Below are 24,148 nucleotides of genomic sequence, written 5' to 3'. Positions count from 1 at the left end.
CCAACGCCTACCGGCGACCCATCGCGGGTCGCCGGCCCGACCTCCATGAGCGGATGCCCATGTTTGCCTACTATTTCCAGCTTGGTCTGCGCAGTCTTCGCAAAAACCCGTTGCTGACCGCCCTGATGGTGTTGGCGATCGGATGCGGCGTGGCTGCCTCGATGACGACATATTCGGTGTTCCGTGCCACTGCGAACAACCCGATACCGCAGAAGTCATCGCAGCTCTATGTGCCGCAGATCGACAACTGGGGGCCGGAGGACGCCGCCGAGAACAAGGGCGAGCCGCCGCAGGCGATGACTTACACCGATGCCACCAACCTCATTCGTGACCATCGCGCCAAACGGCAGACCGTGCTCTACCCGGTCAGCCTCTCGGTAGTGCCGAACGATGCGGGGCTGTTGCCGTTCATGGAGAACAGCTACGCCTGGTACGGCGACGCGTTCGCCATGTTCGATATTCCCTTCCTGTATGGCTCGGCATGGTCTGTCGCCGACGACAACGCGCACGCCGACGTGGCGGTGATCGGCCGCACACTCAACGACAAGCTGTTCCATGGCGCCAACAGCGTGGGCAAGGACATCAACCTCAACGGTCACACCTACCGCATCACCGGCGTGGTCGACCAATGGAACCCTTCACCGCTGTTCTTTGACGTGGTGAACACCAACGCGTTCGATGACACCACGGAAATCTTCATCCCGTTCACGCGCGCCGTGGACCTGAAGATCAGCACCAATGGCAACAACAACTGCAACAAGGACCCCGGGCAGGGCTGGGATAACTGGATCCGCTCCGAGTGCATCTGGCTGCAGTATTGGGCGGAGCTGCCCAATACGGCCGATGCGGACGCCTATCGTCAGTACCTTAACGGCTATGCCGCCGAACAGCAGCGCTCGGGCCGCTTCCATTGGGCGCCCAATACGCGCTTGCGCGACGTTACCGATTGGCTGGACTACCAGAAGGTCGTGCCACAGGAAGCGAAGGTGTCCTTGCTGGTGTCCCTGGGCTTCCTGCTGATCTGCCTGATCAACACCATCGGCCTGTTACTGGCCAAATTCATGCGGCGCGCCTCCGAAATCGGCGTGCGCCGCGCGCTAGGTGCATCGCGCAAGGAGATCTACGCACAATTCCTGATCGAGGCGGCCGCCATCGGCCTGGCCGGTGGCCTGGTTGGACTGCTGTTGACCGGTCTGGGAGTGATTGGTGTCGGCCTGGTGTTCCAACCGGATATCGCCAAGCTCGCCACGCTGGACGTGAAGCTGGTGCTGCTTACCTTGGTGCTTGCCGTGGTGGCGACGGTGCTGGCGGCGTTCTATCCCACCTGGCGGGCTGCGCAGATTCAGCCGGCCTGGCAGCTGAAATCCAACTGAGGCGCGCATCGTCATGCAGATCAAGCCCATTCTCGCCGCGCTCAAGCGCCACAAGGCCGGCACCCTCCTTATCGCGCTGCAGATCGCGCTCACCTTGGCGATCGTCTGCAACGCGCTATTCATCATCCATCAGCGCCTGGATCGCATCGCGCGTCCAACCGGCCTGGACGAGAATAACCTGATGGCCATCCAGAACCGCATGGTCGGCGTGGAAGATAAAGAGAGCGGCCCGCTCATCCGCGCCGACCTCGCCGCGCTGCGCCAGTTGCCTGGGGTGGAGGATGCCATCTCCGTCAACTCCTACCCATTGCGCGGCGGTGGCTGGTCCACCGGCGTGCACCTCAACGCCGACGACAAGAAATCCAAGGCGCATACCACTCTGTATTTCAGCGATGAACATACCCTCGCCACGTTCGGCACGCGCCTGGTCGCGGGGCGCAACTTCCAGGCTGATGAGATCGGCGAAGCCGATCCCAAGGAAGTGGGCGACCCGGCGGTGGTCATCATCAGCAAGGCGCTGAGCGACAAGCTGTTCCCCGACAGCTCCGCACTGGGCAAGCCGATCTATATCGGTGACACCAAAAAGCCGAGCACCGTGATCGGCATCGTCGAGCGTCTCCAGGTGCCCTGGAACGGTAACTGGTCCGATACGTTCTATGACAACGCAATCATCGAGCCTTATCGCCTCGTCAGCACCTTCACCAATTACATGATACGCACCAAGCCCGGCCAGCTGAGCGCAGTCATGGCCTCGGCGCCCGCAGCGCTCTACAAGACCAACCGCATGCGTGTCATCGCGCCCAAGAACGGCATCCGCACCTTCGCCATGGTGCGCGAATCGGCCTATCGCGCCGACCGGGGCATGGCGGTGCTGATGGGCGTGGTCTGCGCGGTGCTGCTGGGTATCACGGCGGCCGGCATCGTGGGTTTGACCAGCTTCTGGGTCGGCCAGCGCCGCAAGCAGATCGGCGTACGCCGGGCATTGGGTGCAACGCAGCGCGACATTCTCAGCTACTTCCTTACCGAGAATCTGTTGATCGGTACCGCCGGTGTCCTCATGGGCGCGTTGCTGGCCATCGGCATGAACCTGTGGATGGTGACGCAATTCGAGATGGCGCGGCTATCCGTGACTTATGTGTTGGTCGGCGTAGTGGCGCTGCTGCTGTTGGGACAGTGCGCGGTGCTGGCGCCGGCGATGCGCGCCTCGCGCGTGCCGCCCGTGGAAGCCACGCGTTCGGTGTAGCCGGTGCCTGGCGAAAGAGCATGGACGGCCCCGGAGCGGGCGGAGTCTCGAGTCAAAACGAGGTATTCATGAGCGGCATGTTTGTACACAACCTGCGACTTGGCGCTTTCAGCCTGCGGCGCAATCCGCTGCTGACGGCGCTGATGATCATGTCGATCGGGTTTGGGGTGGCGGCATCGATGGTGACCTACGCGGTGTTCCGCGCGGTATCGGGCGATCCGATTCCGCAGAAATCCTCGCAGCTGTTCGTGCCGCAGATCGACAATCGCGGGCCGCAATACAACCGCCAAGGCGAGCCACCGGACGCACTCAATTACACCGACGCCGTGGCGCTCATGCGCGCACATCGAGCGCCGCACCAGACGCTGCTGTTTCAGGTTGGCATGTCGGTGATGCCCGATGACGCGCACAAGATGCCGTTCAAGGCATTGGGTTATGCGACCACCGTCGACTTCTTCAGCATGTTCGACGTGCCATTCCAATACGGCGGCAGCTGGAGCGCGGAACAGGATGAAGCACGCGAGCCGGTGGTCGTCATCAGTCGCGCGCTGAACCAAAAGCTTTTTGGCGGCGAGAATAGTGTGGGGCGCCGCATGACCTTGGATGATCGCCAATACCGCATCGTGGGCGTGACCGAAAACTGGGATCCCAAGCCGCGCTTCTTCGATATGTTCAGCGGTAACGCGTATGCGCGTCCGTCCCAGGTGTACATCCCGTTCAATTACGCGGTGGATCAGAAGATCGACACCTACGGCAACAACAACTGCGGCAGCGATGGCAAGCGCGGCGACAATTGGGACAGTTGGTTGCGCGGCGAGTGCGTGTGGATCAGCGCGTGGGTGGAGTTGAATACGGCCGATCAAGTGCAGGCGTATCGCCAGTACCTGGATGGCTATGCCCAGGATCAGCGCAACAGCGGCCGCTTCAACTGGGCACCTAACAACCGTCTGCGCGACGTGCACGCGTGGCTGGAGCACGAACACGCGGTGCCACCGGAGAGCCGCATCTCGCTGTCACTCGCGCTGGGCTTCCTGGTGATCTGCCTGGTCAACACGGTGGGTCTGCTGTTGGCCAAGTTCATGCGCAGGGCGCCGGAGATCGGTGTGCGGCGCGCGCTGGGTGCGTCACGCGCGGATATCTACCGCCAATTCCTTGCGGAGGCGGCCATGGTGGGTCTGGCGGGGGGCGCGCTCGGGTTGCTGTTGACCGGCTTGGGCATGTTCGGTGTGGGCATGGTGTTCGAGCCACAGATCGCCATGTTGGCGCATCTGGATCTCTCGCTGGTGTTTCTTACCCTGTTGCTGGCGGTGACGGCCACCGTGCTGGCAGCGTTCTATCCCACCTGGCGGGCGGCGCAAGTGCAGCCGGCCTGGCAGCTCAAGTCCAACTGAGGCGAGGTGCGAACCGTGCAGATCAAGCCGATTCTCTCCGCACTGCGCCGACACAAGGCCGGTACGTTCCTGATCGCGATGCAGATCGCGCTCACCCTGGCCATCGTGTGCAATGCGCTATTCATCATTGAGCAGCGCCTGGCTCACTTGTCCGAGCCATCGGGCGTGGACGAGGCGAATATCTTTGTGGTGCAGAACGAATGGGTGGGCTCGTCCACCGCGGAGCAGGCCGACGCGAAGATTCGCGAGGATCTGCGCGTGCTGCGCGAGTTGCCCGGTGTGCAGGACGCCACGCCGAGCAATTCCTACCCGCTGCGCGGCGGCGGCTGGGACGACGCCGTCAAGCTCAAGCCCGACCAGCTGCAAGACAGCTCCGGTGCCACCATCTACTTCGCCGATGACCATTTCCTCGACACACTGGGCCTGAAACTCGCGGCCGGTCGCAACTTCCGCGCGGAGGAAATCACGCCCATGAATGTGCGCGACCGCTTGGGGCCGCCGGTGGTGATGGTGACCAAGGCGTTGGCGGACAAGCTGTTCCCGGGTGAGGATGCCGTGGGTAGAACGCTTTACCTGATCGGTGGGCCAAGCACCATCGTCGGTGTGGTCGATCTGTTGCAAGCGCAGAGCGTGGATCGCTGGGCCTCGGCTTTTGCCTATCGCTCGGTCATCGTGCCCAAGCGGCTGGCGATCTCGCTGGGTGCGTTCTACATCGTGCGGGCACGGCCAGGGCAGCTCCAGGCCGCCATGCGCGCTGCGCCCACGGCGCTCTTTCAGCACAACCCGCGACGCATCATCAATGAAGACGATGGCGTGCTCAGCTTCGCCGAAGTGCGTGCGCGTGCCTACGAGCGCGACCGTGGCATGGCCATCCTGATGGGCGTGATCTGCGTGGTGCTGCTGGCGATCACGGCGGCGGGCATCGTGGGCCTGACCAGCTTCTGGGTGGGGCAGCGTCGCCGGCAGATCGGTGTGCGCCGGGCACTGGGCGCGACGCGGCAGGACATCCTGCAGTACTTCCTCACGGAAAACCTGTTGATCAGCTGTGGCGGCGCGCTGGTTGGCACGGTGCTCGCGGTTGCGATCAATTTGTGGTTGGTCACGCGGTTCGAAATGCATCGGCTATCGCTGATGTACGTACTTGGCGGGGTGGTGATTCTGCTGCTGCTGGGGCAGGGCGCGGTACTTGCGCCTGCCATGCGTGCATCGCGAGTGCCACCAGTGGAGGCCACGCGGTCAGTGTGACCGGGTGGATCGACGGATAGGAGGGGAGTCCATGTTCAGCTATTACCTAGATCTGGCGCTGCGCAGCCTCGGGCGCAACAAAATGCTCACCGCGTTGATGGTGCTGGCCATCGCCCTGGGTATTGGCGCAAGCATGACAACGTTGACGGTGTTGCATGTGTTGTCGGGCGATCCGCTGCCCGGTACCAGCGGCACGTTGTTCTATCCGCAGCTCGAACCGCGCGACATGGACGGGTTCGAACCTGGCATGGAGCCGCCGCGACAGATCACCTGGATCGATGGCATGAACCTGCTCAAGGCCAAGCGCGGTGACCGCCAGGCCTTGATGACGGGCGGTGCGGTGCCGGTGCAGCCGGCGCAATCGGGTATGGACCCGTTTTATAGCGATGCCCGCTATACCTCCAGTGACTTCTTTTCGATGTTCCAGGTGCCGTTCTTGTACGGCCGTGGCTGGAGTGCCGCGGACGATGACAACAAGGCGCGCGTGGTGGTGATCAGCCGCACCCTCAACGACAAGTTGTTCGGCGGCAAGGACAGCACCGGTCAGACACTGCGCCTCAAGGAGGGCGCTTTCCGGGTGATCGGCGTGCTGGATACGTGGCGGCCCAATCCGCACTTCTACGACGTCAACATGGGCAACTATTCCAACGCGGAAGATATCTTCGTACCGCTGACCACCTCCCGCGACATGCGCTTTGACCACAACGGTTCGACCGATTGTTGGGGTACCGGCGGCGGCGACGACGATCACGCCGAAACCCAGCCGTGCGTTTGGTTGCAGTTCTGGGTTCAGCTGGACAGCGCGGCCAAAGTCGCGGCCTATAAGGAATACCTGGAGCACTACTCGCAGGAGCAGAAAGCGCTTGGCCGTTTCGAGCGGCCGGTGAATGTGCGTCTTCCCGGTTTGATGGAGTGGCTGGACATCAACAAGGTGGTGCCGGGCGACGTGAAGCTGCAGACGTGGCTGGCGTTGGGCTTCCTGGTGGTGTGTCTGGTCAATACGGTGGGCCTGATGCTGGCCAAGTTCCTGCGGCGCACGGGTGAGTTGGGTGTGCGCCGGGCCTTGGGTGCGTCCAAGCGCGAGGTGTTCACCCAGCTATTGATCGAGTCGGGCGTGATCGGCCTGGCCGGTGGCGTGGGCGGCCTATTGCTCGCGTTCCTTGGCCTTTGGCTGGTGCGGCTGCAGCCATCCTCCTATGCGTCGCTGGCGCACCTGGACCTGTCGATGTTGGTCATGACCTTCCTGCTGGCGGTGGGCGCGAGCCTGCTGGCCGGCCTGTTGCCGGCCTGGCGTGCCTGCCAGGTGGCGCCGGCGTTGCAACTGAAGAGCCAGTGAGGATACGCACATGGATATCCTGCCCATTCTTTCCACCCTGCGTCGTCACAAGATCACGGCTTTCCTGGTGATCATCGAGATTGCGCTGACCTGCGCCATCATCTGCAACGCGGTATTCATCATCAATCAGCGCATCGACCGCATGAACATGCAGAGCGGTGTGGACGAACATCGCCTGGTGTATATCGAGCTGGCCGATATCGGGGCGAGCAAGGACGAGAAGGCACGAACCCTTGAGGATCTCGCCGCCCTGCGCCAGATTTCCGGGGTGGAGCAGGTGGCCTCGATCAACGAGATACCCTTCGGCAATTCATCGTCCAACAGCGGTATCAAGCTGGACCTCAAGCAGCGCCTGTCCACGCTCAACGCCACCATGTATTCCGGCGAGAACCTGGTGAAGGCGATGGGCACGCAGCTGATCGAAGGTCGTGACCTGCTGCCCGACGAGTACATGGACTTCGACCAGGTCGTGCGTGCCGCGGCAGCCAAGGATGCCAAGCAGATCCCGCACGTGGTGGTGATTACGCAGACCATGGCGCAGCGGCTGTGGCCGGGGCAGTCCGCGCTGGGCAAGCAGCTCTACATCTCCGAATACCCACTTACCGTGGTGGGCGTGGTGAGGGAGCTGGTGCGTCCGTCCATCTGGGATGATTCGGCCAAGAGCTACAGCATGATCATGCCCATGCGCGAGGCCGATGGGCGCTACGCCATCCTTACGCGCACTCCAGGCGACCGCGAGCGCGTGCTCGCGGCGGCGCTGGCCAAGCTCAAGGAGATCAATCCCCGTCGCGTCGTGCTCAAGAAGGTCACGCTCGATGACTTGCGCCATGACTTCTTCCAGAACGATCGCGCCATGGCTGGCTTGTTGGTGGGCGTGTGCGTGGCGCTGTTGATCGTCACAGCCCTGGGTATCGTGGGCCTGGGCAGCTTCTGGGTGGCGCAGCGTCGCCGGCAGATCGGCGTGCGGCGTGCCTTGGGCGCAACCCGTCGCAACATACTCAATTACTTCCAGACCGAGAACTTCCTGCTGGCAACCATTGGCATCGCGCTCGGCATGCTGATGGCCTACGGCATCAATCTGCTGCTGATGGTGCACTACGAGTTGCCGCGCATGCCGGCGATCTACTTCCCGGTCGGCGCGGTACTGCTGTGGATCATCGGCCAGCTGGCCGTGCTTGGGCCCGCGTTGCGAGCAGCGGCCGTGCCGCCGGTGGTGGCGACGCGTTCGGTTTGAATTTCCGCATCGCGTCGGGCCCTGTCTTCGGCAGGGCACGATGCGGGACGGCGCCCTGGTGTAAACGGGGCACGGGCGATCAACAAGGAGTAGGGGATGCTTGGGTATTACCTGGACCTGGCCGCGCGCAGTCTTCGGCGCAACAAGGTGCTGACCGGCCTGATGGTGCTGGCCATCGCCGTCGGCATCGGCGCCAGCATGACGACGCTGACCGTGATGCACCTGCTGTCCGGCGACCCGCTGCCGGGCCGCAGCCAACATATCTACTACGCACAAGTGGACGCGTACCCGACCCATAAGGATGATGCCGAGCCCATGGACATGCTGGATTACCAGTCTGCCATGGACCTGTGGAGCGCGCGCCGTGCGGATCGCCAGACCTTGGTGGTGGAAAGTCCGGTCAAGCTGAGCCAGCCCGAGGCTGGCACGCCGCCGGTGATGACGACCTTGCTTTCGGTCACGCCGGATTTCTTTCCCATGTTCGACGTGCCATTTCAGTACGGGGCCCCGTGGAGCGAGGCCGACGAAAGTGCGCGGGCACGCGTGGCGGTGATCTCCGATGACCTCAACCAGAAGCTCTTCGCCGGAGCCGACAGCGTGGGTCGCACGCTGCGACTGCGTGACAGCGATGTGCGCATCGTGGGCGTGCTCAAGCCGTGGCGACCGTCGCCGCAGTTCTACAGCGTACGCGGCGGTCGCTTCGCCGATGGCGACACGGCGGATTTCTACGGCAAGCCGGAGGACGTGATTACGCCCTTTGCGTCCGGGCTGGAGATCAACGATGGCAACTTTCAGCAGTTCACCTGCTGGCACTTGCCCGAGCGGCAAGGGCATCTGCAGAACTCGCCGTGCGTGTGGCTGGGTCTGTGGGTGCAGTTGGACGCCCCCGCCAAGGTCGCGGGCTATCGCCGCTTCCTGGCTGATTACGCCGCGCAGCAAATGGCCCTGGGGCGCTTTACGCACGCCGGCAACACGCGCCTTCGCAGCTTGATGGAATGGCTGGATTTCAACGGCGTGGTGCCCAGCGACGTGCGCCTGCAGGCCTGGTTGGCCCTCGCGTTCCTGCTGGTCTGCCTGTTCAACACCGTGGGCTTGTTGCTGGCCAAGTTCCTGCGCCGCAGCGGCGAGATCAGTGTGCGCCGCGCGTTGGGGGCCAGCCGCCGGGATGTGTTCGCGCAGTGCTTGGTGGAGGCGGGCACGATTGGCCTGATCGGCGGCATCTTCGGTTGGCTGCTCACCCTGGTCGGCTTGTGGCTGGTGCGCCAGCAACCGGTGCCGTATGCGGACCTGGCCCACCTGGATACGCGAATGTTCCTGGTGACCTTCACCGCTGCACTGGGCAGCAGCCTGCTGGCGGGCGTGCTGCCCGCGCTACGTGCCTGCCGGGTGGCTCCGGCGCTGCAACTGAAGACGCTATGAAAAGGATGCTCATGCAGGTTGCTCCCGTTCTTGCCGCGCTGCGTCGCCATCGGCTGGCGGCCATGCTGATCGCCATGGAGATTGCGCTGGCTTGCGCCGTTTTGTGCAACGCCTGTTTCCTGGTGGCCGAGCGGCTCAATTCGATGCGCATCGACAGTGGCGTGGATGAGGCCTCGCTGGCGCTGATCCATGTGGATTGCGATCAGTGCAACGGCAACGACGTGAATGCGCGCCTTGAGGGCGCCTTGCGCGCGCTGCCCGGCGTGCAGTCGGTAGCGGCGGTGAATGCGCTGCCGTTCTCCGATCGTGCCGGCGACAACGGCATCAATCTCGACCGCGAGCACTATGTCGCCGTGCCGCATTTCTACTTGGGTGGCCCAGGCGCGGCGGAAACGCTGGGCCTGCGCCTGGTGGCCGGGCGCAAGTTCATCCCCGAGGATTTCCGTCGCTCCGATATCTGGTTGTCCCCGGATACCTCGGTGTGGATCAGCCGCGCCTTCGCTGAGCGCCTGTGGCCGGGGCAGGACCCACTCGGCAAGGAGTTCTGGTCGGACAAGTTCCATTTCACCGTGGTAGGCGTGATGGATCATCTGGCACGCCCTGATCCCAGTGGGCGCCGCGGACCGGACGCCAGTGAGTACGCCGTGTTCGCGCCCACGGCGCCGGGTGGTCGGACGTTGACCGGGGTGTTCGCTGTGCGTGCCGCGCCGGCCGATTTGCCGCGCGTGTTGCGCGAGGCGCGCGCCGCCGCACAGAAAGCCGTACCCGAGGGTGTGCTCAATCTGGACCAGAGCCGCATGGTGAGTGAGCTGCGCCAGCGCTATTTTCATCAGGCTCGCGTCATGGCCAGCATGCTCACCGGCGTGATCGTGGCGCTCTTGATGGTGACCGCCCTGGGCATTGTGGGGCTGGCGAGCTTCTGGGTGCAGCAGCGACGCAAGCAGATTGGCGTGCGGCGTGCCATCGGTGCCACGCGCCTGGACATCCTCTATTACTTCCAGACCGAGAATTTCCTGATCGTCACCGGCGGCATCGCGATCGGCATGCTGCTGGCGTTCGCGCTCAACATCGCCTTGATGCGCATCTACGAGTTGCCGCGATTGCCGCTGTATTACCTGCCGGTGGGGGCGGTGCTGCTGTGGGTCATCGGGCAGCTGGCCGTGTTGGGGCCGGCCCTGCGCGCGGCATCGGTACCCCCGGTGGTGGCGACCCGCTCCGTGTAGGTTACGTGACAGCCCCGGCGTGCGCTCTGGCACGGGTGGGCGCCCCCGTTCCGGGTCAGAATAAGGGGTACTTTCAACCGGGAGGGGTGGCTTTATGAAGATCGGACCGCGAATGGTGTTGGCGGGCGTGCTTGCGTCGGTAGCCCTGGTGGCTCCGCTGCATGCGGCGACGGCGGATGTGCCCACGCGCGTAAAGGCGCTGAACGACCTGCTGGCCGAACAATGGCAGTATTCGCTGGAGAGCGCGCCAGAATTTGCGACCATCCTGGGCGACCTGCGCTACAACGATCGCTGGAGTGACGCCTCGCTGGCGCATCAGCAGGTCGATTACGACAAGGCCAAGGAGTTTCTCAAGCGCTTCCAGGCCATCGATACCACCGGGTTCTCCGACGAAGACAAGCTCAACCAGCAGCTCATGGTTCGCCAGCTGCAGGATGGCATCAAGGCGCATGACCTGAAGCTGGACGAGATGCCGCTGGAGCAGATGAGCGGCGTGCACCTGCGCCTGGCTGGCTTTGTCAGCTCCATCCCGTTCGAGAACACCAAGGAATACGACGATTACCTGGCCCGCCTGAAGGCGTTGCCGACCTTGCTTGACCAGGTGACGGATGTCGCTCGCCAGGGCCTGAAGGACGGCATGATGCCGCCCAAGTACCTGCTGGATAAAGTGGTGGTGCAGATCGACAGCATCGCCAAGCCGGCCGGCATGGACAGTGTGTTCGCCGAGCCACTCAAGCACTTCCCCAAGACCGTCTCGGCGGCGGACCAGAAGCGTCTGCACGACGCCATCCTGGCCGCCATCGACCAGCAGGTGCGCCCCGCCTACACCAAGCTCAGCGCCTTCGTGGCCAAGGATTACGCGCCGCACGGCCGTACCCAGCCGGGCGTGTGGCAGCTGCCCAACGGCGATGCGATCTATCGCTTCCAGGTGGAGCAGATGACCACCACCAAGGAAACGCCGGATCAGATTCACCAGATCGGCCTGTCCGAGGTGAAGCGCATCGAAGACGAGATGACGGTGATCGCCAAGTCGCAGGGTTTCAAGGACCTGCCCAGCTTCCGCCAGTCGCTCACCACCAACCCCAAGACGCACGCCACCTCGCGTGAGGACATCCTCAACCGCTACCGTGGCTATATTGCCGGCATGCAGCCGGAGCTGCCCAAGCTGTTCGGCCTGCTGCCCAAGACCAAGGTGGAAGTGGTGCCGGTGGAAGCCTTCCGCGAGAAGGAAGCGGCTGCCGCCGAGTACCAGCAGGGTACGCCGGATGGCTCGCGTCCAGGCAAGGTATTCGTCAACACCGGTGATTTCGCCAACCGCAGCGTGCTGACCATCGAGTCCACCGCCTATCACGAAGGTGTGCCGGGCCATCACATGCAGATCTCCATCGCACAGACCTTGCCGGGCCTGCCGCCGTTCCGCCAGCAGGCGGGCTACAACGCCTACGTCGAAGGCTGGGCGCTGTATGCGGAGCGCCTGGGCAAGGAGATCGGCTTCTACAAAGACCCGCTTTCCGACTACGGCCGCCTGTCCGACGAACTGCTGCGTGCCGATCGCCTCGTGCTCGATACCGGCGTGCACTACAAGCATTGGACACGCCAGCAGATGGTGGACTTTTTCCACCAGCATTCCAGCGAGGACGAGCCGGATGTGCAGGCCGAAACCGACCGCTACATCACTTGGCCGGGTCAGGCGCTGGCCTATAAGACGGGCCAGCTGAAGATCTTGGAGCTGCGTGAGCGCGCCAAGAAGCAACTGGGCAATCAGTTCGACATCCGCTCCTTCCACGACGAGATTCTCGGCGGCGGTGCGTTGCCGCTGGACGTGCTGGAAGCGCGCGTGGATGCGTGGATCGCTGCGGTGAAGTCCGGCAAGGCGCCGGCACACCCGAAGGGCTAAAGCGCCCACGCCTGGTGCGCGTCGCCCATCGCGACGCGCACCGGGGTTCACTGCAAGAGGGGGCCTGCATGTCATCTATGTTCTCGCGCCCGCTTCTGGGCGCCGCCCTGGGCTTGGCCGCGAGCGGTGCGCTAGCAGCCAATGGCTTCGCCTGGCATTCGCAGAACACCTTGCGCTGGCGTAGCCAGGGACAGTACCTGCACCTGAGCACCGACAAGGGTGGCGTGGTGGTCATCGCACTCACCCCGGACAACCTTTGGGGACTGCGCAAAGGCGACGTGATCGTGTCGGCTGACGGGGCACCCGTAAGCAACGTGGACGCGCTGTTCGCCGGGCTGCGCGCCCATGACAGCGCGCCGCTGCCGTTCGTGGTGCGTCGCAACGGGGCGGAACAACCGCTGCCACTGGCCGCCGAGGCCCGTGCCGGGCTGCTCCACGAACCCCCGCCGCCCCGCCGGCTCCCCCCGCGCCACCGCCGCCGCCCCATGGCAGCTGAGGCGCGATCCCGCCGATTGGCCGCCAAGGTCAAATTAATGGCAACCTTTTGGCGTGGAGATGCATCCACGTCTACATGTGCAAGCGACGAATGCGAACCGTACTGATCATTGATGACAACCCCGCCGTGGGCGAAGCGCTCTCGTTGGCGCTTTCGCTGCATGACATTCGCCCGCTGAACGCCCTGACCCCCGAACATGGGCTGGCGCTGCTGGAGAGCGAGCGGATCGACGTGGTGATTCAGGATATGAACTTCACCGCCGATACCACCTCGGGCGAGGAGGGCATCGCGCTGTTCCGTGCCATCCGCCAGCGCCATGCCGACCTGCCGGTGATTTTGCTCACCGCCTGGACGCATCTGGAAACCGCGGTGGAACTGGTCAAGGCCGGCGCGGCTGACTATCTCGCCAAGCCCTGGGACGACGCCAAGTTGATGGCGACGGTGGAGAACCTGCTGGAGCTGTCCGAGTCCACCCGCGAGGTCAACCGCACCCGCAACGAACGGCGCAAGCGTCGTGAAGACCTGCAGCGCCGCTACGACCTGGACGGCCTGGTGTTTGCCTCCGAGCCCATGGCCCGCACGTTGGAGCTTGCCTGTCAGGTGGCGCGCTCGGATGTGCCGGTGCTGATCACCGGCCCCAACGGTGCGGGTAAGGAGCGCATCGCGGCCATCGTGCATGCCAATTCCGGGGTCAAACGCGGTCAGTTCATCGCGGTGAACTGCGGTGCGTTGCCCGGCGACTTGATCGAGGCCGAGCTGTTCGGTGCGGAAGCTGGCGCCTATACCGGTGCCAACAAGGCGCGCGAGGGACGCTTTGAGCTGGCCGATGGCGGCACACTGTTCCTCGACGAAATCGGCAACCTGCCATTGTCCGGCCAGGTAAAGCTGCTGCGCGTCCTCGAAACCGGCCAGTTCGAACGACTGGGTTCCGGCCGCACGCGCCACGTGAAGGTGCGTGTGCTCAGCGCCACCAATGCCGACCTCAAGGGCATGATTCGCGCCGGCAGCTTCCGCGAAGACTTGTACTACCGCCTCAACGTGATCGAGGTGAACCTGCCGCCGCTGTCCGAGCGCGTGGACGACATCCTGCCGCTGGCCGAGCACTTTCTGGACGGCCGCGCCGAACTGAGCGACGCCGCGCGCGAAACGCTGCTGGCTTATACCTGGCCGGGCAACGTGCGTGAGCTAAAGAATGCGATCGAGCGCGCCGCGCTGCTGAGCGCCGATGGCCGCATCACGCCTGAGCAACTCAACCTGCCTCAGGTGGCGGCCGCCGCCGTGCGCAATCTGGACGAGCCCAGCCGCGAATCGGTGGAAGCGGCGCTGGACAAGGCCGGTGGCGTGGTCAGCCGTGCCGCGGTGGCACTCGGCCTGTCGCGGCAGGCGCTGTACCGGCGCATGGAACGTTATGGCCTGGCCCAGGCTTGAGGTTCTCGGTCGTCAGGCATGATTGCCGCGTGCCTAACGGGCGAGGATGATGGGCGTTGTGCCGATGGAGTTCGCCATGCGCTATCGCCGCTTACTGCTAATTACCGGTTGGGTGTGCACCAGCGCTGCCGCGCAGACGGTTGCGCCGCCCGCGTCGCTCGCGGGGGATCGCTGGAGCGTGCCGGCACCGCCGGCAAGCAGCCACGAAGCCTACCGCGATGCGCTGAGCACGGCGGCTGGCGACGCCCAGCGTTTCAACTTCAGTGGACAGGCGCCCAAAGACAAGGCGCCACCGGACCAGACGCCGATTCGCGTGATCATCAACAACGGTCGCGGCGCCAACGTCAATTGCATACCGATGGGAGTAGCCGGCGCGTGTCATTGAAAGGGTGTTGGGCAGGGGGAACCCGCTGATGTGGCGCGGCTTCAGTTCGCTGGAAGCGCGCATGGTGTTGTTGTTGGGCGTGGCGGGGCTTTCCGGCGCGCTCATCTATGCCGGTGTCACGCAATGGCCCTTGCCGCAGCTCTTGCTGTGGATGCGCCACGACCTGAGCTTGGACCTGGGCGCGCCGGCACGCTTCGGTTTCTACGGTGGCATCCTGATTTCGGCCGCCTTTCTGCTGCCGCTGGCGTTGTGGCTGGGGCATCGTGTGATGTCGCCGATCACCAAGCTGTTGCGCGCCCTGGAGGGCGCTGTGGCGAGCTATCGCGATGGAGACTTCAGTTTCTCCATCGCCGCCACCCGGCGCGACGAGCTGGGCGAGCTGATCCGCATGCACAACGCCTTGGGTCAGACCCTGCGCGAACAGCGCCAGAATCTGGCCCAGCGCGAGTTGCTGCTCGATACCGTGGTACAGAACACGCCCGTGGCGCTGGTGCTCACGGACAGCAGCGGGCGCGTGACCTACGCCAATATCGCCGCGCGGCATCTATTCAACGAAGGACGCACGTTGCATGGCCTCAGCTTTGCCGAGTTGATCAGTGACTCGCCCGAGCCGTTGCGTCGCGCCGTGGAAGGCGGTGAAGACGCGCTGCTGACAGTGGAGATGGATGGCGGCGAGGAAACTTTCCACCTTTCCCAGCGCAGCTTTCGCCTGCAGGGGCGTCCTCATCGCCTGCAACTGTTTCGCCGCATGACGCGCGAGTTGTCACGCCAGGAAGTGGCGACGTGGAAACGCGTGATACGCGTGATCAGCCATGAATTGAACAACTCGCTGGCACCTATATCGTCGCTGGCGCATTCGGGCTCGGAATTGGCACGTCGCGGTGACACCGGTCGCTTGCCGGGTGTATTCGCCACCATTGGCGAGCGCGCGCGCCATCTGCACAGTTTCATTGCCGGTTACGCCAATTTTGCCAAGTTGCCTGCGCCGCAGCCGGTCAATATCGCCTGGAAGCCGTTCATCGATAGCCTGTCGCTGCACTGCAAGTTCCAACTGCGCGGCTCCATACCGGAGCAACCGGGTTGGTTTGATGCCGGTCAGGTCGAACAGGTGCTGATCAACCTGATCAAGAACGCGCACGAATCGGGCAGCGACGAAGAGGGGGTATCGCTATCGCTGACCATGGTGGGTCGCGACATGCGCATCGAAGTGGCCGATCGCGGCCCCGGCATGAGCGAAACCGTGTTGGCACAGGCGCTGCTGCCGTTCTATTCGACCAAGCGTTCGGGCACGGGCCTGGGGCTGGCGCTGGCGCGCGAGATCGTCGAAGCACATGGTGGCCGCATCTCGCTTGCCAATCGCGAAGACGGCGGCTTGCGTGTAAGCCTGTTGCTGCCCTTGGGGAACAAATAAGCCTTTATCCCGTCCCATCGAACGCGTCCCCTATACTCGGGACTATCGTTCATGGATGTGGAGGCAAGGCAATGGGACAGCTGTTTGCGTTGGTCGTAGTGCTCGTAGCGGTGATCGTGATCGCCAAACTCGTGCGCATGGTGCCGCAGGGCTATGAGTGGACCGTGGAACGTTTTGGCCGCTATACGCGCACGCTCTCGCCGGGCCTGCATTTTCTGGTGCCTTTCATCTATGGCATCGGCCGCAAGATGAACATGATGGAACAGGTGCTGGACGTGCCCTCGCAGGACGTCATCACCAAGGACAACGCGGTGGTGCGTGTGGACGGCGTGGTGTTCTATCAGGTGCTCGACGCCGCCAAGGCCGCCTATGAAGTGGCCAACCTGGAGCAGGCCGCGCTGGCGCTGATCATGACCAATATCCGCACGGTGCTTGGTTCGATGGACCTGGACGAATCGCTGAGCCAGCGCGATGCCATCAACGCCAAACTGTTGAACGTGGTGGACGAGGCGACCCATCCGTGGGGCGTCAAGGTCAACCGCATCGAGATCAAGGACATTGCGCCGCCGCGTGACCTGGTCGACTCGATGGCACGCCAGATGAAGGCCGAGCGCGAAAAGCGCGCCAACATTCTCGAAGCCGAGGGCTTCCGCCAGGCGGCGGTGCTCAAGGCCGATGGCGAAAAGCAGTCCGCGATTCTCGCCGCGGAAGGCAAGAAAGAGGCCGCGTTCCGCGAGGCAGAGGCACGCATTCGCCTTGCCGAGGCCGAGGCCGAAGCCACCAGGATGGTGTCCGAGGCCATCGCCAACGGCAACGTCAACGCGCTCAACTACTTCGTCGCCAACAAATACGTGGAGGCGCTGAAGGAAATGGCCCAGTCGCCCAACCAGAAAACGCTGCTGCTGCCCATGGAAACCACGGGCATCCTCGGTTCGCTGGCGGGCATTGCCGAGCTGGCCAAGGACGCACTCAATCAGCAACAAAACCCGAGCGGCCGTCGCGTGCCGCCGTCGATGAGCTGAGCGGGGCACCCCCATGCAAGACGTCGCCCTGCATTATTGGTGGTGGATCCTCGCGCTGCTGCTGATCGCCGTGGAAGTGATCTTGCCCGGCTATTTCCTGCTGTGGATCGGCATGGGTGCCGCAGCGACCGGCGTGGTCGTGCTGGTGCTACCGGGCTTGTCCACGCTGGCGCAGGCCGTGCTGTTCGCGGTGCTGGCGTTTCTCTCCTGCGCGGCCTACTGGTACGGCCTGCGTCCGCGTCTGATGCGCGCGGAACCCGGCGATGCGCGCCTCAACCGCCGCGGCGAGCAGCAGATTGGCCAGCGTTATGTGCTGGCCGAGCCCATCGTGCATGGTCGTGGCAAGGCCAAGGTGGGCGATGGGCTGTGGCTGGTCAGTGGCCCGGACCTGCCCGTGGGGGCCATGGTGGAGGTGGTGGGCGTGGAGGGGACGATGCTGCTGGTGAAGGCGGCGGACTAGGGCGTTCGCGCATGGCGGTGGGCCGGGTGAGTGTTTGCTCATCCTTTCCCGCCGCGTCATCCCCGCGAGGGCAGGGCAAGCGCGACCCGCGCGGAACTCTGCACCCCTCTTCTGAGTCGTCATCCCTGCTTGCGCGAGGATGGCGGCTTATGCGGGGCAGGAATAGGTTCGGCGTGCCCCATACCGCATCGCCGATGTGGCTCGCATGGCCCATCTCATATGAATCGCTACACCAACACGCGATGCCTGCGGCGCCCCATCGAGACATCTCCCGCTGACAATGGCCATCCAAATCAGTTCTACTAGCGCCAACGCCCATAGCCTTTAGTAACGCCACTCCAATGTCAGCCCTTTCCATGCGAGTGCGTACGTGATGACGCGTCCGGTCGTTGTCACCACGCTGGCGCTTGCGCCGCTCAATACGCGCATAGCCTTCCTGCTGGAACTGGCGCGTCGCCTGCACCAATACGGCACGGCCGCGCCGCGACTGGAAGGGGCGATTGCCGGGTCGGCGCAGCGTCTGGGGCTTCAGGCGGATGTCTGGTCCAGCCCCACCGCGATCATCATTTCCTTTACCGACTTCGCCCAAGGCGAGGACGAAGTGGCGCAGGTAACGCAGGTGATGCGTCTGGCGCCAGGCGACGTGAACCTGGCGCGCCTGAGCGAGGCTGACGCGATTGCCGACAAGGTCATCGCCGGCGATATCGAGTTGCGCGAAGGTTTTCGTCTGTTGCGTGATCTAGGGCGGCCGGATACGCGGCGCGCGCAGGCCGGGGTTATCGCCAGTTATGGCCTTGCCGCCGCCAGTGTGGTGGCGCTGCTGCTGCACAGCTCCTGGGCCGATCTGATCACGGCGGCGTTGATCGGCCTGATTATCGGCACGATTACCGTGTTGTCGGCTACGCGCCCGCGGCTGGCGGTGGCGAGCGAGGCGATCAGTGCGCTGGTGGCCACGGTTATCGCCATTGTGGTGAGCCAGTTCCTGGTGCCGCTGGCGATCAAATCGGTGATCCTGGCCGGCCTGATCGTGTTGATGCCTGGTATGGCACTCACCACGGCGGTGCGCGAGATTTCCAGCCAGCATCTGGTGGCGGGCGTGGCGCGCATGGGCGGTGCTATCGCTACCTTGATCAAGCTGACCTTTGGCGCCGTGGCGGCCACTCAGCTTTGCCATGCTTTCGGCGTCGATGGGCGCGATTACGCGTTGCCGCCGTTGCCGGGCTGGGCGGATTATCCGGCACTGCTGGTTGGCGCCTTTGCATTTGCCATTTCGTTCCGTGCCGCGCGACGCGATTGGCTGGTGGTCATGGCGGCGGTGGTGCTCGGTTATCTGGCGACGCGGTGGGGCGGCGCCTTGGCGGGCAAATTGCCGGCGGCGCCGTTCGGCGTGTTCCTGGGCGGTTTGGTGCTGAGCAGCCTGGCGAATCTGTATGCGCGTTTTGCGCATCGTCCGGGCGCGATTATTCGCGAACCGGGCATTATCTTGCTGGTGCCCGGAAGCGTGGGCTTCCGCAGCGTGTCGTATTTGCTGGAGCGCGATACCAGCCTTGGTATGGATACCGGCATGTTGCTGATAACGCTGTTGATAGCCCTGGTGGCGGGCTTGTTGTTCGGCGATTTGCTGGTGGCGCCGCGGCGCTCGCTCTAAGCACGTCCAGCCAAATAAAAATGCCGGCGCAGAGCCGGCATTTTCGCAAATGGCGCAAGAAGGTGGCGATTAGATCGCCAGATCCTTTTCTTTCTTGCCGGCCTTCAGGGCATCGTTGAACCAGCGCGGGCGCTTGCCACGGCCGGACCAAGTCTGCTCCGGGTTGGCCGGGTTACGGTACTTAGGCGCTACGGTACCGCCGGTACGACGGGGCTTGCCGCTGCGGCCGTGACCGAAAATGTCCTCGAATGCATAACCTTCGGCCTTGATCAGCGCGTGAATCTTTTCGCGCAGCTTTGCGACCTTTTCCTTGCGCAATTCCTGCTGGCGCACCTGGGCTTTGCTGATCAGGTCATTGAGTTGGTTGTGATTGAGGTTCTTGATATCCACTGCCATAAGTAACTCCCGGGATGAGTACGGTTACTTGAATGGGCGAAATGATGTGGGGCGCCCATTATAGTTTTTCGATTGTCGTTGATATATATCGTTAATGCAAAGTATAAATGGGGAAATATCGATAAACGAAAATGGCATTATCCATGGAGTGCCAAGGATGCGCTGATCTATCGCGGTCCTCCGTATGAAAGAAGAATAGTCGCCGCGATCCAGTCATGGAAAACAAAAGGCGATGAATGACCCGCCATGCGCTTGTTGAATGGCACTTCTCGCCTTGACGGAAATGCCATGCAAAATCAGGGCATGTCTAAGGGGGTTAATGGACGGATGTGCCGGCGCATTGAACGTTCCTGGCCGGTTTGAATGCGTGGGCGGCCAAAACGAAAACGGCCGCTTGCGCGGCCGTTTTCGGGAGTCACTCGTGCGGCTTAGCCGAGCAGGCCGAACAGCTCGTCCTGGGTAATGGCACGTGCCTCGGCTTCGTGGCGGGCGCGGTATTCCAGCGTACCGGCCGCCAGGCCGCGTTCGCTGATGACCACGCGGTGCGGAATGCCAATCAGCTCCATGTCCGCAAACATGGCGCCGGGGCGCAGGCCACGGTCGTCCAGCACGGTTTCCACGCCGCGTGCGTTGAGTTCGGCATAGAGCGCTTCGGCAGCCTGGGTAATTTCCGGTGCGTTCTTGGGATTGATCACGCACACGGCCACGCGCCAGGGCGCCATCGGTTCCGGCCAGACGATGCCGGCTTCGTCGTGGCGCTGCTCAATCGCGGCCGCCACGATGCGGCTGACACCGATGCCGTAGCAGCCCATCAGCATGACCTGGGCCTTGCCGTTTTCGTCGAGCACGGTGGCCTTGAGCGCTTCGGCGTACTTCTTGCCGAGCTGGAACACGTGGCCCACTTCGATGCCGCGCACCATGCGCAGGTTGCCCTGGCCGTCCGGCGAAGGGTCGCCTTCGACCACCTTGCGGATGTCTTCCACCCGGGTGACGCGGGCGTCGCGCTCCCAGTTGGCACCGGTGAAGTGGGTGCCGTCCTGGTTGCCGCCACAGGCGAAGTCGGCCAGCACGGCCGCACTCCGGTCCACAATCACCGGGATTTCGGCGGGCAGGCCGGCGGGGCCGATGAAGCCAGGGCGGGTGCCAGTCAGCGCCAGGATCTCTTCTTCGCTGGCCAGCACCGAGTCGCCCGGCATTTCGGCCAGCTTGCCGGCCTTTACTTCGTTGACTTCGTGGTCACCACGCACGCACAGCGCTACCAGGCCTTCGCTGCCGCGCACAAGGATGGTCTTCACGCACTGGGCCGGGGTGACCTTGAGGAAGGCGGCCACGTCTTCGATGGTCTTTTGCGTGGGGGTGTCCACGCGGGTGAGCGCAGCCGCCGGCGCGGGGCGTGCGGTGGTGGGCGCCAGTGCCTCGGCCTTCTCGATATTGGCGGCGTAGTCGGAGCCGTCGGAGAACACCAGGGCGTCTTCGCCCGAGTCGGCCAGCACCTGGAATTCGTGGCTGGCGTTGCCGCCGATGGCGCCGGTGTCGGCCTGCACGGCGCGGAACTTCAGGCCCAGGCGGGTGAAGATGCGCGTGTACGCCTGGTACATGGCGTCATAGGTCTGCTGCAGCGAGTCCTGGGTGAGGTGGAAGGAGTAGGCATCCTTCATCAGGAATTCGCGCGCACGCATGACGCCGAAACGCGGGCGGATTTCGTCGCGGAACTTGGTCTGGATCTGATAGAAGTTGATCGGGAGCTGCTTGTAGCTCTTGAGTTCGTTGCGCGCGAAGTCGGTGACCACTTCCTCGGCCGTGGGCGCGTAGCAGAACTCCTGCTCCTTGCGGTCCTTGATCTTCAGCAGCTGACCGCCGAATTTTTCCCAGCGACCGGTCTCTTCCCACAGTTCCCTGGGCTGGATGGTGGGCATCAGCGTTTCGATGGCGCCGGCGCGGTCCATTTCCTCGCGCACGACTTTCTCTACCTTGCGCAGCACGCGCAGGCCCAGCGGCGACCACGTATACAGGCCGGCGGCGAGCTTGCGGATCATGCCCGTGCGCAGCATCAGCCGATGGCTGGCGATTTCGGCGTCGGCGGGGACTTCCTTGACGGTGGCCAAGTGGAACTGGCTAAGGCGCATGCGTACGGATCCGGCGGGTGAAAGACGCCGATTATAGCGATCCGCGACGCTGACTTAGCGCCGGCCCGGCGATTTGCCCCGGGGCGGCGCCTTTTCGGGCGGCGTGGCCTCAGCCGCCTGAGCAGTACTGCTTGTACTGGGCCTCCGTGGAGGCCTGCTGCTGTTGACGCTGGCCGGCATCCATCAGCTTCTGCTGGCCATCCTGTTCCATCACCACCGGGCCGCTGCCTTTGAGCGTGTCCAGGTTGCTCTTGAGGGTGCCGCAAAGCTTGGTGCGGTTTTCCGGGGTGTCCGCCATCGGCTTTTGGGCGGATGCGGCGGACGGGGGGCTCTTGTCGGTGGTGTCGCTGCCGCGACCCTCAGAGGCGCCGGCTAGCGGTTCCACCGTGCCGGTGGTGGTGACCTTCTTGTATTTGGTGCCCTGCGGCGGCGGGGCGTCGGAGTAGTGCACGGTGCCGTTGGCATCCGTCCACTTATAGGCCTGGGCCATGACCAGGGGGGCGGCGAGCAACAGCGCGGTGGCGATCAGCAGGCGGCGCATGGGGCGCTCTCCAGGGCTTGAGATTGAGTGCACATTTGTTAACACCCCCTCCGGCCGGACTCAAGCGGAGGATGGTTTACACTGCGCGCATTCCGTCACGGATTGATTCATGAGCGACAGTACACCCGCCCGGCCGCCGCGCCATCGGGGCATCTACCTGCTGCCGAACCTGTTTACCACCGGGGCCATGTTCGCGGGTTTCTACGCCATCGTGGCCAGCATCGGGGGCGATTTCAGTTCGGCCGCCATCGCGGTGTTCGTGGCTGCCCTGCTGGACGGCATGGACGGTCGCGTGGCTCGGCTGACCAACACCCAGAGCGAGTTCGGCGTGCAGTACGACTCGCTGTCGGACCTGGTGAGCTTTGGGCTGGCGCCGTCGCTGGTGATGTACAACTGGTCGCTGGCCTCATTGAAAGACTATGGCCCTACCTGGGGCAAAATCGGCTGGGCCGCCGCTTTTGTCTACGCGGCCTGCGCCGCGCTGCGCCTGGCGCGCTTCAACACCCAGGTGGGGGTGATCGACAAGCGCTACTTCCAGGGCTTGGCCAGCCCCGCCGCCGCCGCCGTGTGCATGTCCTTCGTGTGGAGCATGGACAAGTTCGACGTGCCGGGTCAGGAGGTGTGCTTCATCGTGCCGTTCATGGCGGTGATCGTGGGTCTGCTGATGGTGAGCCGATTCCGTTACTACAGCTTCAAGTCGCTGCCGATGAGTGACGGCCGGGTGCCGTTCCTATGGATCATCGTGGGTTTGCTGATCCTGGTGCCGTTCTTTGTAGATCCGCCGCGTGTGTTGTTTGTGGTGTTCACGCTGTACTTGCTGTCCGGCCCGGTGATGACCCTGTGGGGTCGCGCGACCCGTCGCCGCCGTCGCGGAGCGGCCTGATATGACGCTGGCAGCCTCGGTGGCACATCGCGAGCGCGTATTGCGCGCCCTGGGCATCACGCCCTGGGTACGTCGCGATGCGTCACCGGTGGCTGCTGAGGTGGCAGCTGAGCCGACCGTGGCCGATGCTCCGCTGCTGTCGGGCGATTGCGTGGTGGTATTGCCGGCTGGGTGCCCTGCGCGCGAACTGGATCTGCTTGGGCGCGCGCTGCTGAGCTGCGGTCCGATGGTGGCGCGTGCGCCGCGCATCGAGGTGGCCCGGGGCGAGCTAGCTTCCGCGCCCGAGGCACGGGCCTATCTTGTGCTGGGCGAAGCGCAGGCGCATGCGCTGGGGCGCGTGCTGCCGGCGGCGACGCTCGCCAAGGCGCATATTGTGCTGGCGGACGAACCGGCCAGCGTGCTCGCCTCTGGCGCCGGCAAGCGCCGTCTGTGGAACGCGTTGCGCAGCCTGCGACGCGCGTTGGCCCAACCTTCGGAGTAACCGCGCATGGTTGCCGTTGCCCGCCCTCACGCCGAAATCCGAGCGATGCATCGGGAGGACGTGCCTGCGGTGGCGTCGATGGAGGCGGCATCGTACGAATTCCCCTGGACGCCGGGCATCTTCACCGACTGCCTGAAAGCGGGGCACCCGTGCTGGGTGATGTGGGTGGAGGGCGAAATCGCCGGCTACGGCGTGCTCTCGGTGGCGGCCGGCGAAGCGCATGTGCTCAACGTGTGCATTGGCCCGGCGCATCGCGGTTTGGGGTTGGGGCGATTGCTATTGCGTCGTCTGCTCGACATTGCGCGTTGGAACGGTGCTTCGCGGGTGTTCCTGGAGGTGCGTCCTTCCAACCCGGTGGCGCAGTCGCTGTACCACGCGATGGGGTTTGAGGAAATCGGGCGTCGCCCGAAGTATTACCCGGCCCGCGATGGGCGCGAGGATGCCATTGTGATGGCGCGGGATCTGGTGGACGCCTGAGGCCGCCTTGGCGGCTCGGTCGCGCGACGCCCG

The 24,148-nt window shown here is 64.0% G+C and carries 22 protein-coding genes; 19 read left to right on the top strand and 3 right to left on the bottom strand.

Annotation, left to right across the window (positions count from 1 at the left end; all coding sequences use genetic code 11):
• Nucleotides 1-59: 59 nt before the first annotated feature.
• From JHD67_RS02070 to JHD67_RS01995, 16 genes are all read left to right on the top strand, one after another.
• Nucleotides 60-1,373 (top strand): ABC transporter permease, encoded by a 1,314-nt coding sequence (locus JHD67_RS02070; protein ID WP_199096809.1) that lies wholly within the window; start codon nucleotides 60-62, stop codon nucleotides 1,371-1,373.
• 13 nt (nucleotides 1,374-1,386) lie between these two features.
• Nucleotides 1,387-2,616, top strand: coding sequence for an FtsX-like permease family protein (locus JHD67_RS02065; protein ID WP_199096807.1), 1,230 nt, complete (start codon nucleotides 1,387-1,389; stop codon nucleotides 2,614-2,616).
• A gap of 77 nt (nucleotides 2,617-2,693) precedes the next feature.
• The gene (locus JHD67_RS02060; protein ID WP_199096834.1) at nucleotides 2,694-4,007 is read left to right on the top strand and encodes an ABC transporter permease; all 1,314 of its coding nucleotides are present in this window, start codon (nucleotides 2,694-2,696) and stop codon (nucleotides 4,005-4,007) included.
• Nucleotides 4,008-4,022: 15 nt separating this feature from the next.
• Nucleotides 4,023-5,252, top strand: coding sequence for an ABC transporter permease (locus JHD67_RS02055; protein ID WP_199096805.1), 1,230 nt, complete (start codon nucleotides 4,023-4,025; stop codon nucleotides 5,250-5,252).
• 31 nt (nucleotides 5,253-5,283) lie between these two features.
• Nucleotides 5,284-6,588 (top strand): ABC transporter permease, encoded by a 1,305-nt coding sequence (locus tag JHD67_RS02050; protein ID WP_199096804.1) that lies wholly within the window; start codon nucleotides 5,284-5,286, stop codon nucleotides 6,586-6,588.
• Nucleotides 6,589-6,598: 10 nt separating this feature from the next.
• Nucleotides 6,599-7,822 carry an FtsX-like permease family protein gene (locus JHD67_RS02045; protein WP_199096803.1) on the top strand — a complete coding sequence of 408 codons (1,224 nt, stop codon included), beginning with the start codon at nucleotides 6,599-6,601 and terminating at the stop codon, nucleotides 7,820-7,822.
• 96 nt (nucleotides 7,823-7,918) lie between these two features.
• Nucleotides 7,919-9,241, top strand: a complete 1,323-nt coding sequence (locus JHD67_RS02040; RefSeq protein WP_199096802.1) for an ABC transporter permease — start codon at nucleotides 7,919-7,921, stop codon at nucleotides 9,239-9,241.
• Between the two features lie 11 nt (nucleotides 9,242-9,252).
• Nucleotides 9,253-10,464, top strand: coding sequence for an FtsX-like permease family protein (locus JHD67_RS02035; protein ID WP_199096801.1), 1,212 nt, complete (start codon nucleotides 9,253-9,255; stop codon nucleotides 10,462-10,464).
• A gap of 94 nt (nucleotides 10,465-10,558) precedes the next feature.
• On the top strand, nucleotides 10,559-12,361 hold the full coding sequence (locus JHD67_RS02030; protein ID WP_199096800.1) for a DUF885 family protein: 1,803 nt from the start codon (nucleotides 10,559-10,561) through the stop codon (nucleotides 12,359-12,361).
• A gap of 68 nt (nucleotides 12,362-12,429) precedes the next feature.
• Entirely contained in the window at nucleotides 12,430-12,963 is a 534-nt protein-coding gene (locus JHD67_RS02025) for a PDZ domain-containing protein (protein ID WP_199096799.1), read from the top strand.
• A complete protein-coding gene (locus JHD67_RS02020) occupies nucleotides 12,948-14,285 on the top strand; it encodes a sigma-54 dependent transcriptional regulator (protein ID WP_199096797.1) in 1,338 nt (445 codons plus the stop codon). The genes JHD67_RS02025 and JHD67_RS02020 overlap by 16 nt, the downstream gene beginning before the upstream one ends.
• Nucleotides 14,286-14,361: 76 nt before the next feature.
• A complete protein-coding gene (locus JHD67_RS02015) occupies nucleotides 14,362-14,670 on the top strand; it encodes a hypothetical protein (RefSeq protein ID WP_199096795.1) in 309 nt (102 codons plus the stop codon).
• A 28-nt stretch (nucleotides 14,671-14,698) separates the two neighbouring features.
• Complete coding sequence (locus JHD67_RS02010; protein WP_199096793.1) at nucleotides 14,699-16,081, top strand: ATP-binding protein; 1,383 nt, start codon at nucleotides 14,699-14,701, stop codon at nucleotides 16,079-16,081.
• A gap of 71 nt (nucleotides 16,082-16,152) precedes the next feature.
• Nucleotides 16,153-17,103, top strand: a complete 951-nt coding sequence (locus JHD67_RS02005; RefSeq protein WP_199096791.1) for an SPFH domain-containing protein — start codon at nucleotides 16,153-16,155, stop codon at nucleotides 17,101-17,103.
• 13 nt (nucleotides 17,104-17,116) lie between these two features.
• Nucleotides 17,117-17,563, top strand: coding sequence for an NfeD family protein (locus tag JHD67_RS02000; RefSeq protein WP_199096789.1), 447 nt, complete (start codon nucleotides 17,117-17,119; stop codon nucleotides 17,561-17,563).
• 373 nt (nucleotides 17,564-17,936) lie between these two features.
• Entirely contained in the window at nucleotides 17,937-19,211 is a 1,275-nt protein-coding gene (locus tag JHD67_RS01995) for a threonine/serine exporter family protein (protein WP_199096788.1), read from the top strand.
• 69 nt (nucleotides 19,212-19,280) lie between these two features.
• Here the strand turns inward: JHD67_RS01995 and JHD67_RS01990 are convergent, their stop codons facing one another.
• The 3 genes from JHD67_RS01990 to JHD67_RS01980 form a co-directional block, all read right to left on the bottom strand.
• Entirely contained in the window at nucleotides 19,281-19,607 is a 327-nt protein-coding gene (locus JHD67_RS01990; RefSeq protein WP_199096787.1) for an H-NS histone family protein, read from the bottom strand.
• Nucleotides 19,608-20,035: 428 nt separating this feature from the next.
• The gene (locus tag JHD67_RS01985) at nucleotides 20,036-21,733 is read right to left on the bottom strand and encodes a proline--tRNA ligase (protein WP_199096786.1); all 1,698 of its coding nucleotides are present in this window, start codon (nucleotides 21,731-21,733) and stop codon (nucleotides 20,036-20,038) included.
• Between the two features lie 109 nt (nucleotides 21,734-21,842).
• Nucleotides 21,843-22,274 (bottom strand): DUF4124 domain-containing protein, encoded by a 432-nt coding sequence (locus tag JHD67_RS01980; protein ID WP_199096785.1) that lies wholly within the window; start codon nucleotides 22,272-22,274, stop codon nucleotides 21,843-21,845.
• A gap of 109 nt (nucleotides 22,275-22,383) precedes the next feature.
• On the opposite strand from JHD67_RS01980, the gene pssA reads away from it, so the two are divergent.
• The 3 genes from pssA to rimI are packed head-to-tail and all read left to right on the top strand — an operon-like array spanning nucleotide 22,384 to nucleotide 24,115.
• Nucleotides 22,384-23,157 (top strand): CDP-diacylglycerol--serine O-phosphatidyltransferase, encoded by a 774-nt coding sequence (gene pssA / locus JHD67_RS01975; RefSeq protein ID WP_199096784.1) that lies wholly within the window; start codon nucleotides 22,384-22,386, stop codon nucleotides 23,155-23,157.
• 1 nt (nucleotide 23,158) lies between these two features.
• Nucleotides 23,159-23,638: a hypothetical protein gene (locus tag JHD67_RS01970; RefSeq protein ID WP_199096782.1), complete on the top strand. Its 480-nt coding sequence runs from the start codon at nucleotides 23,159-23,161 to the stop codon at nucleotides 23,636-23,638.
• A 6-nt stretch (nucleotides 23,639-23,644) separates the two neighbouring features.
• Nucleotides 23,645-24,115, top strand: a complete 471-nt coding sequence (rimI, locus tag JHD67_RS01965; RefSeq protein WP_199096780.1) for a ribosomal protein S18-alanine N-acetyltransferase — start codon at nucleotides 23,645-23,647, stop codon at nucleotides 24,113-24,115.
• Nucleotides 24,116-24,148 lie beyond the last annotated feature (33 nt).

The organism is Dyella sp. ASV21 (assembly GCF_016428975.1).
In the GTDB taxonomy this organism is placed as follows: domain Bacteria; phylum Pseudomonadota; class Gammaproteobacteria; order Xanthomonadales; family Rhodanobacteraceae; genus Dyella.
Note: the sequence above shows the minus strand (reverse complement) of the source record. Positions and strands in the feature narration are given on the sequence as shown.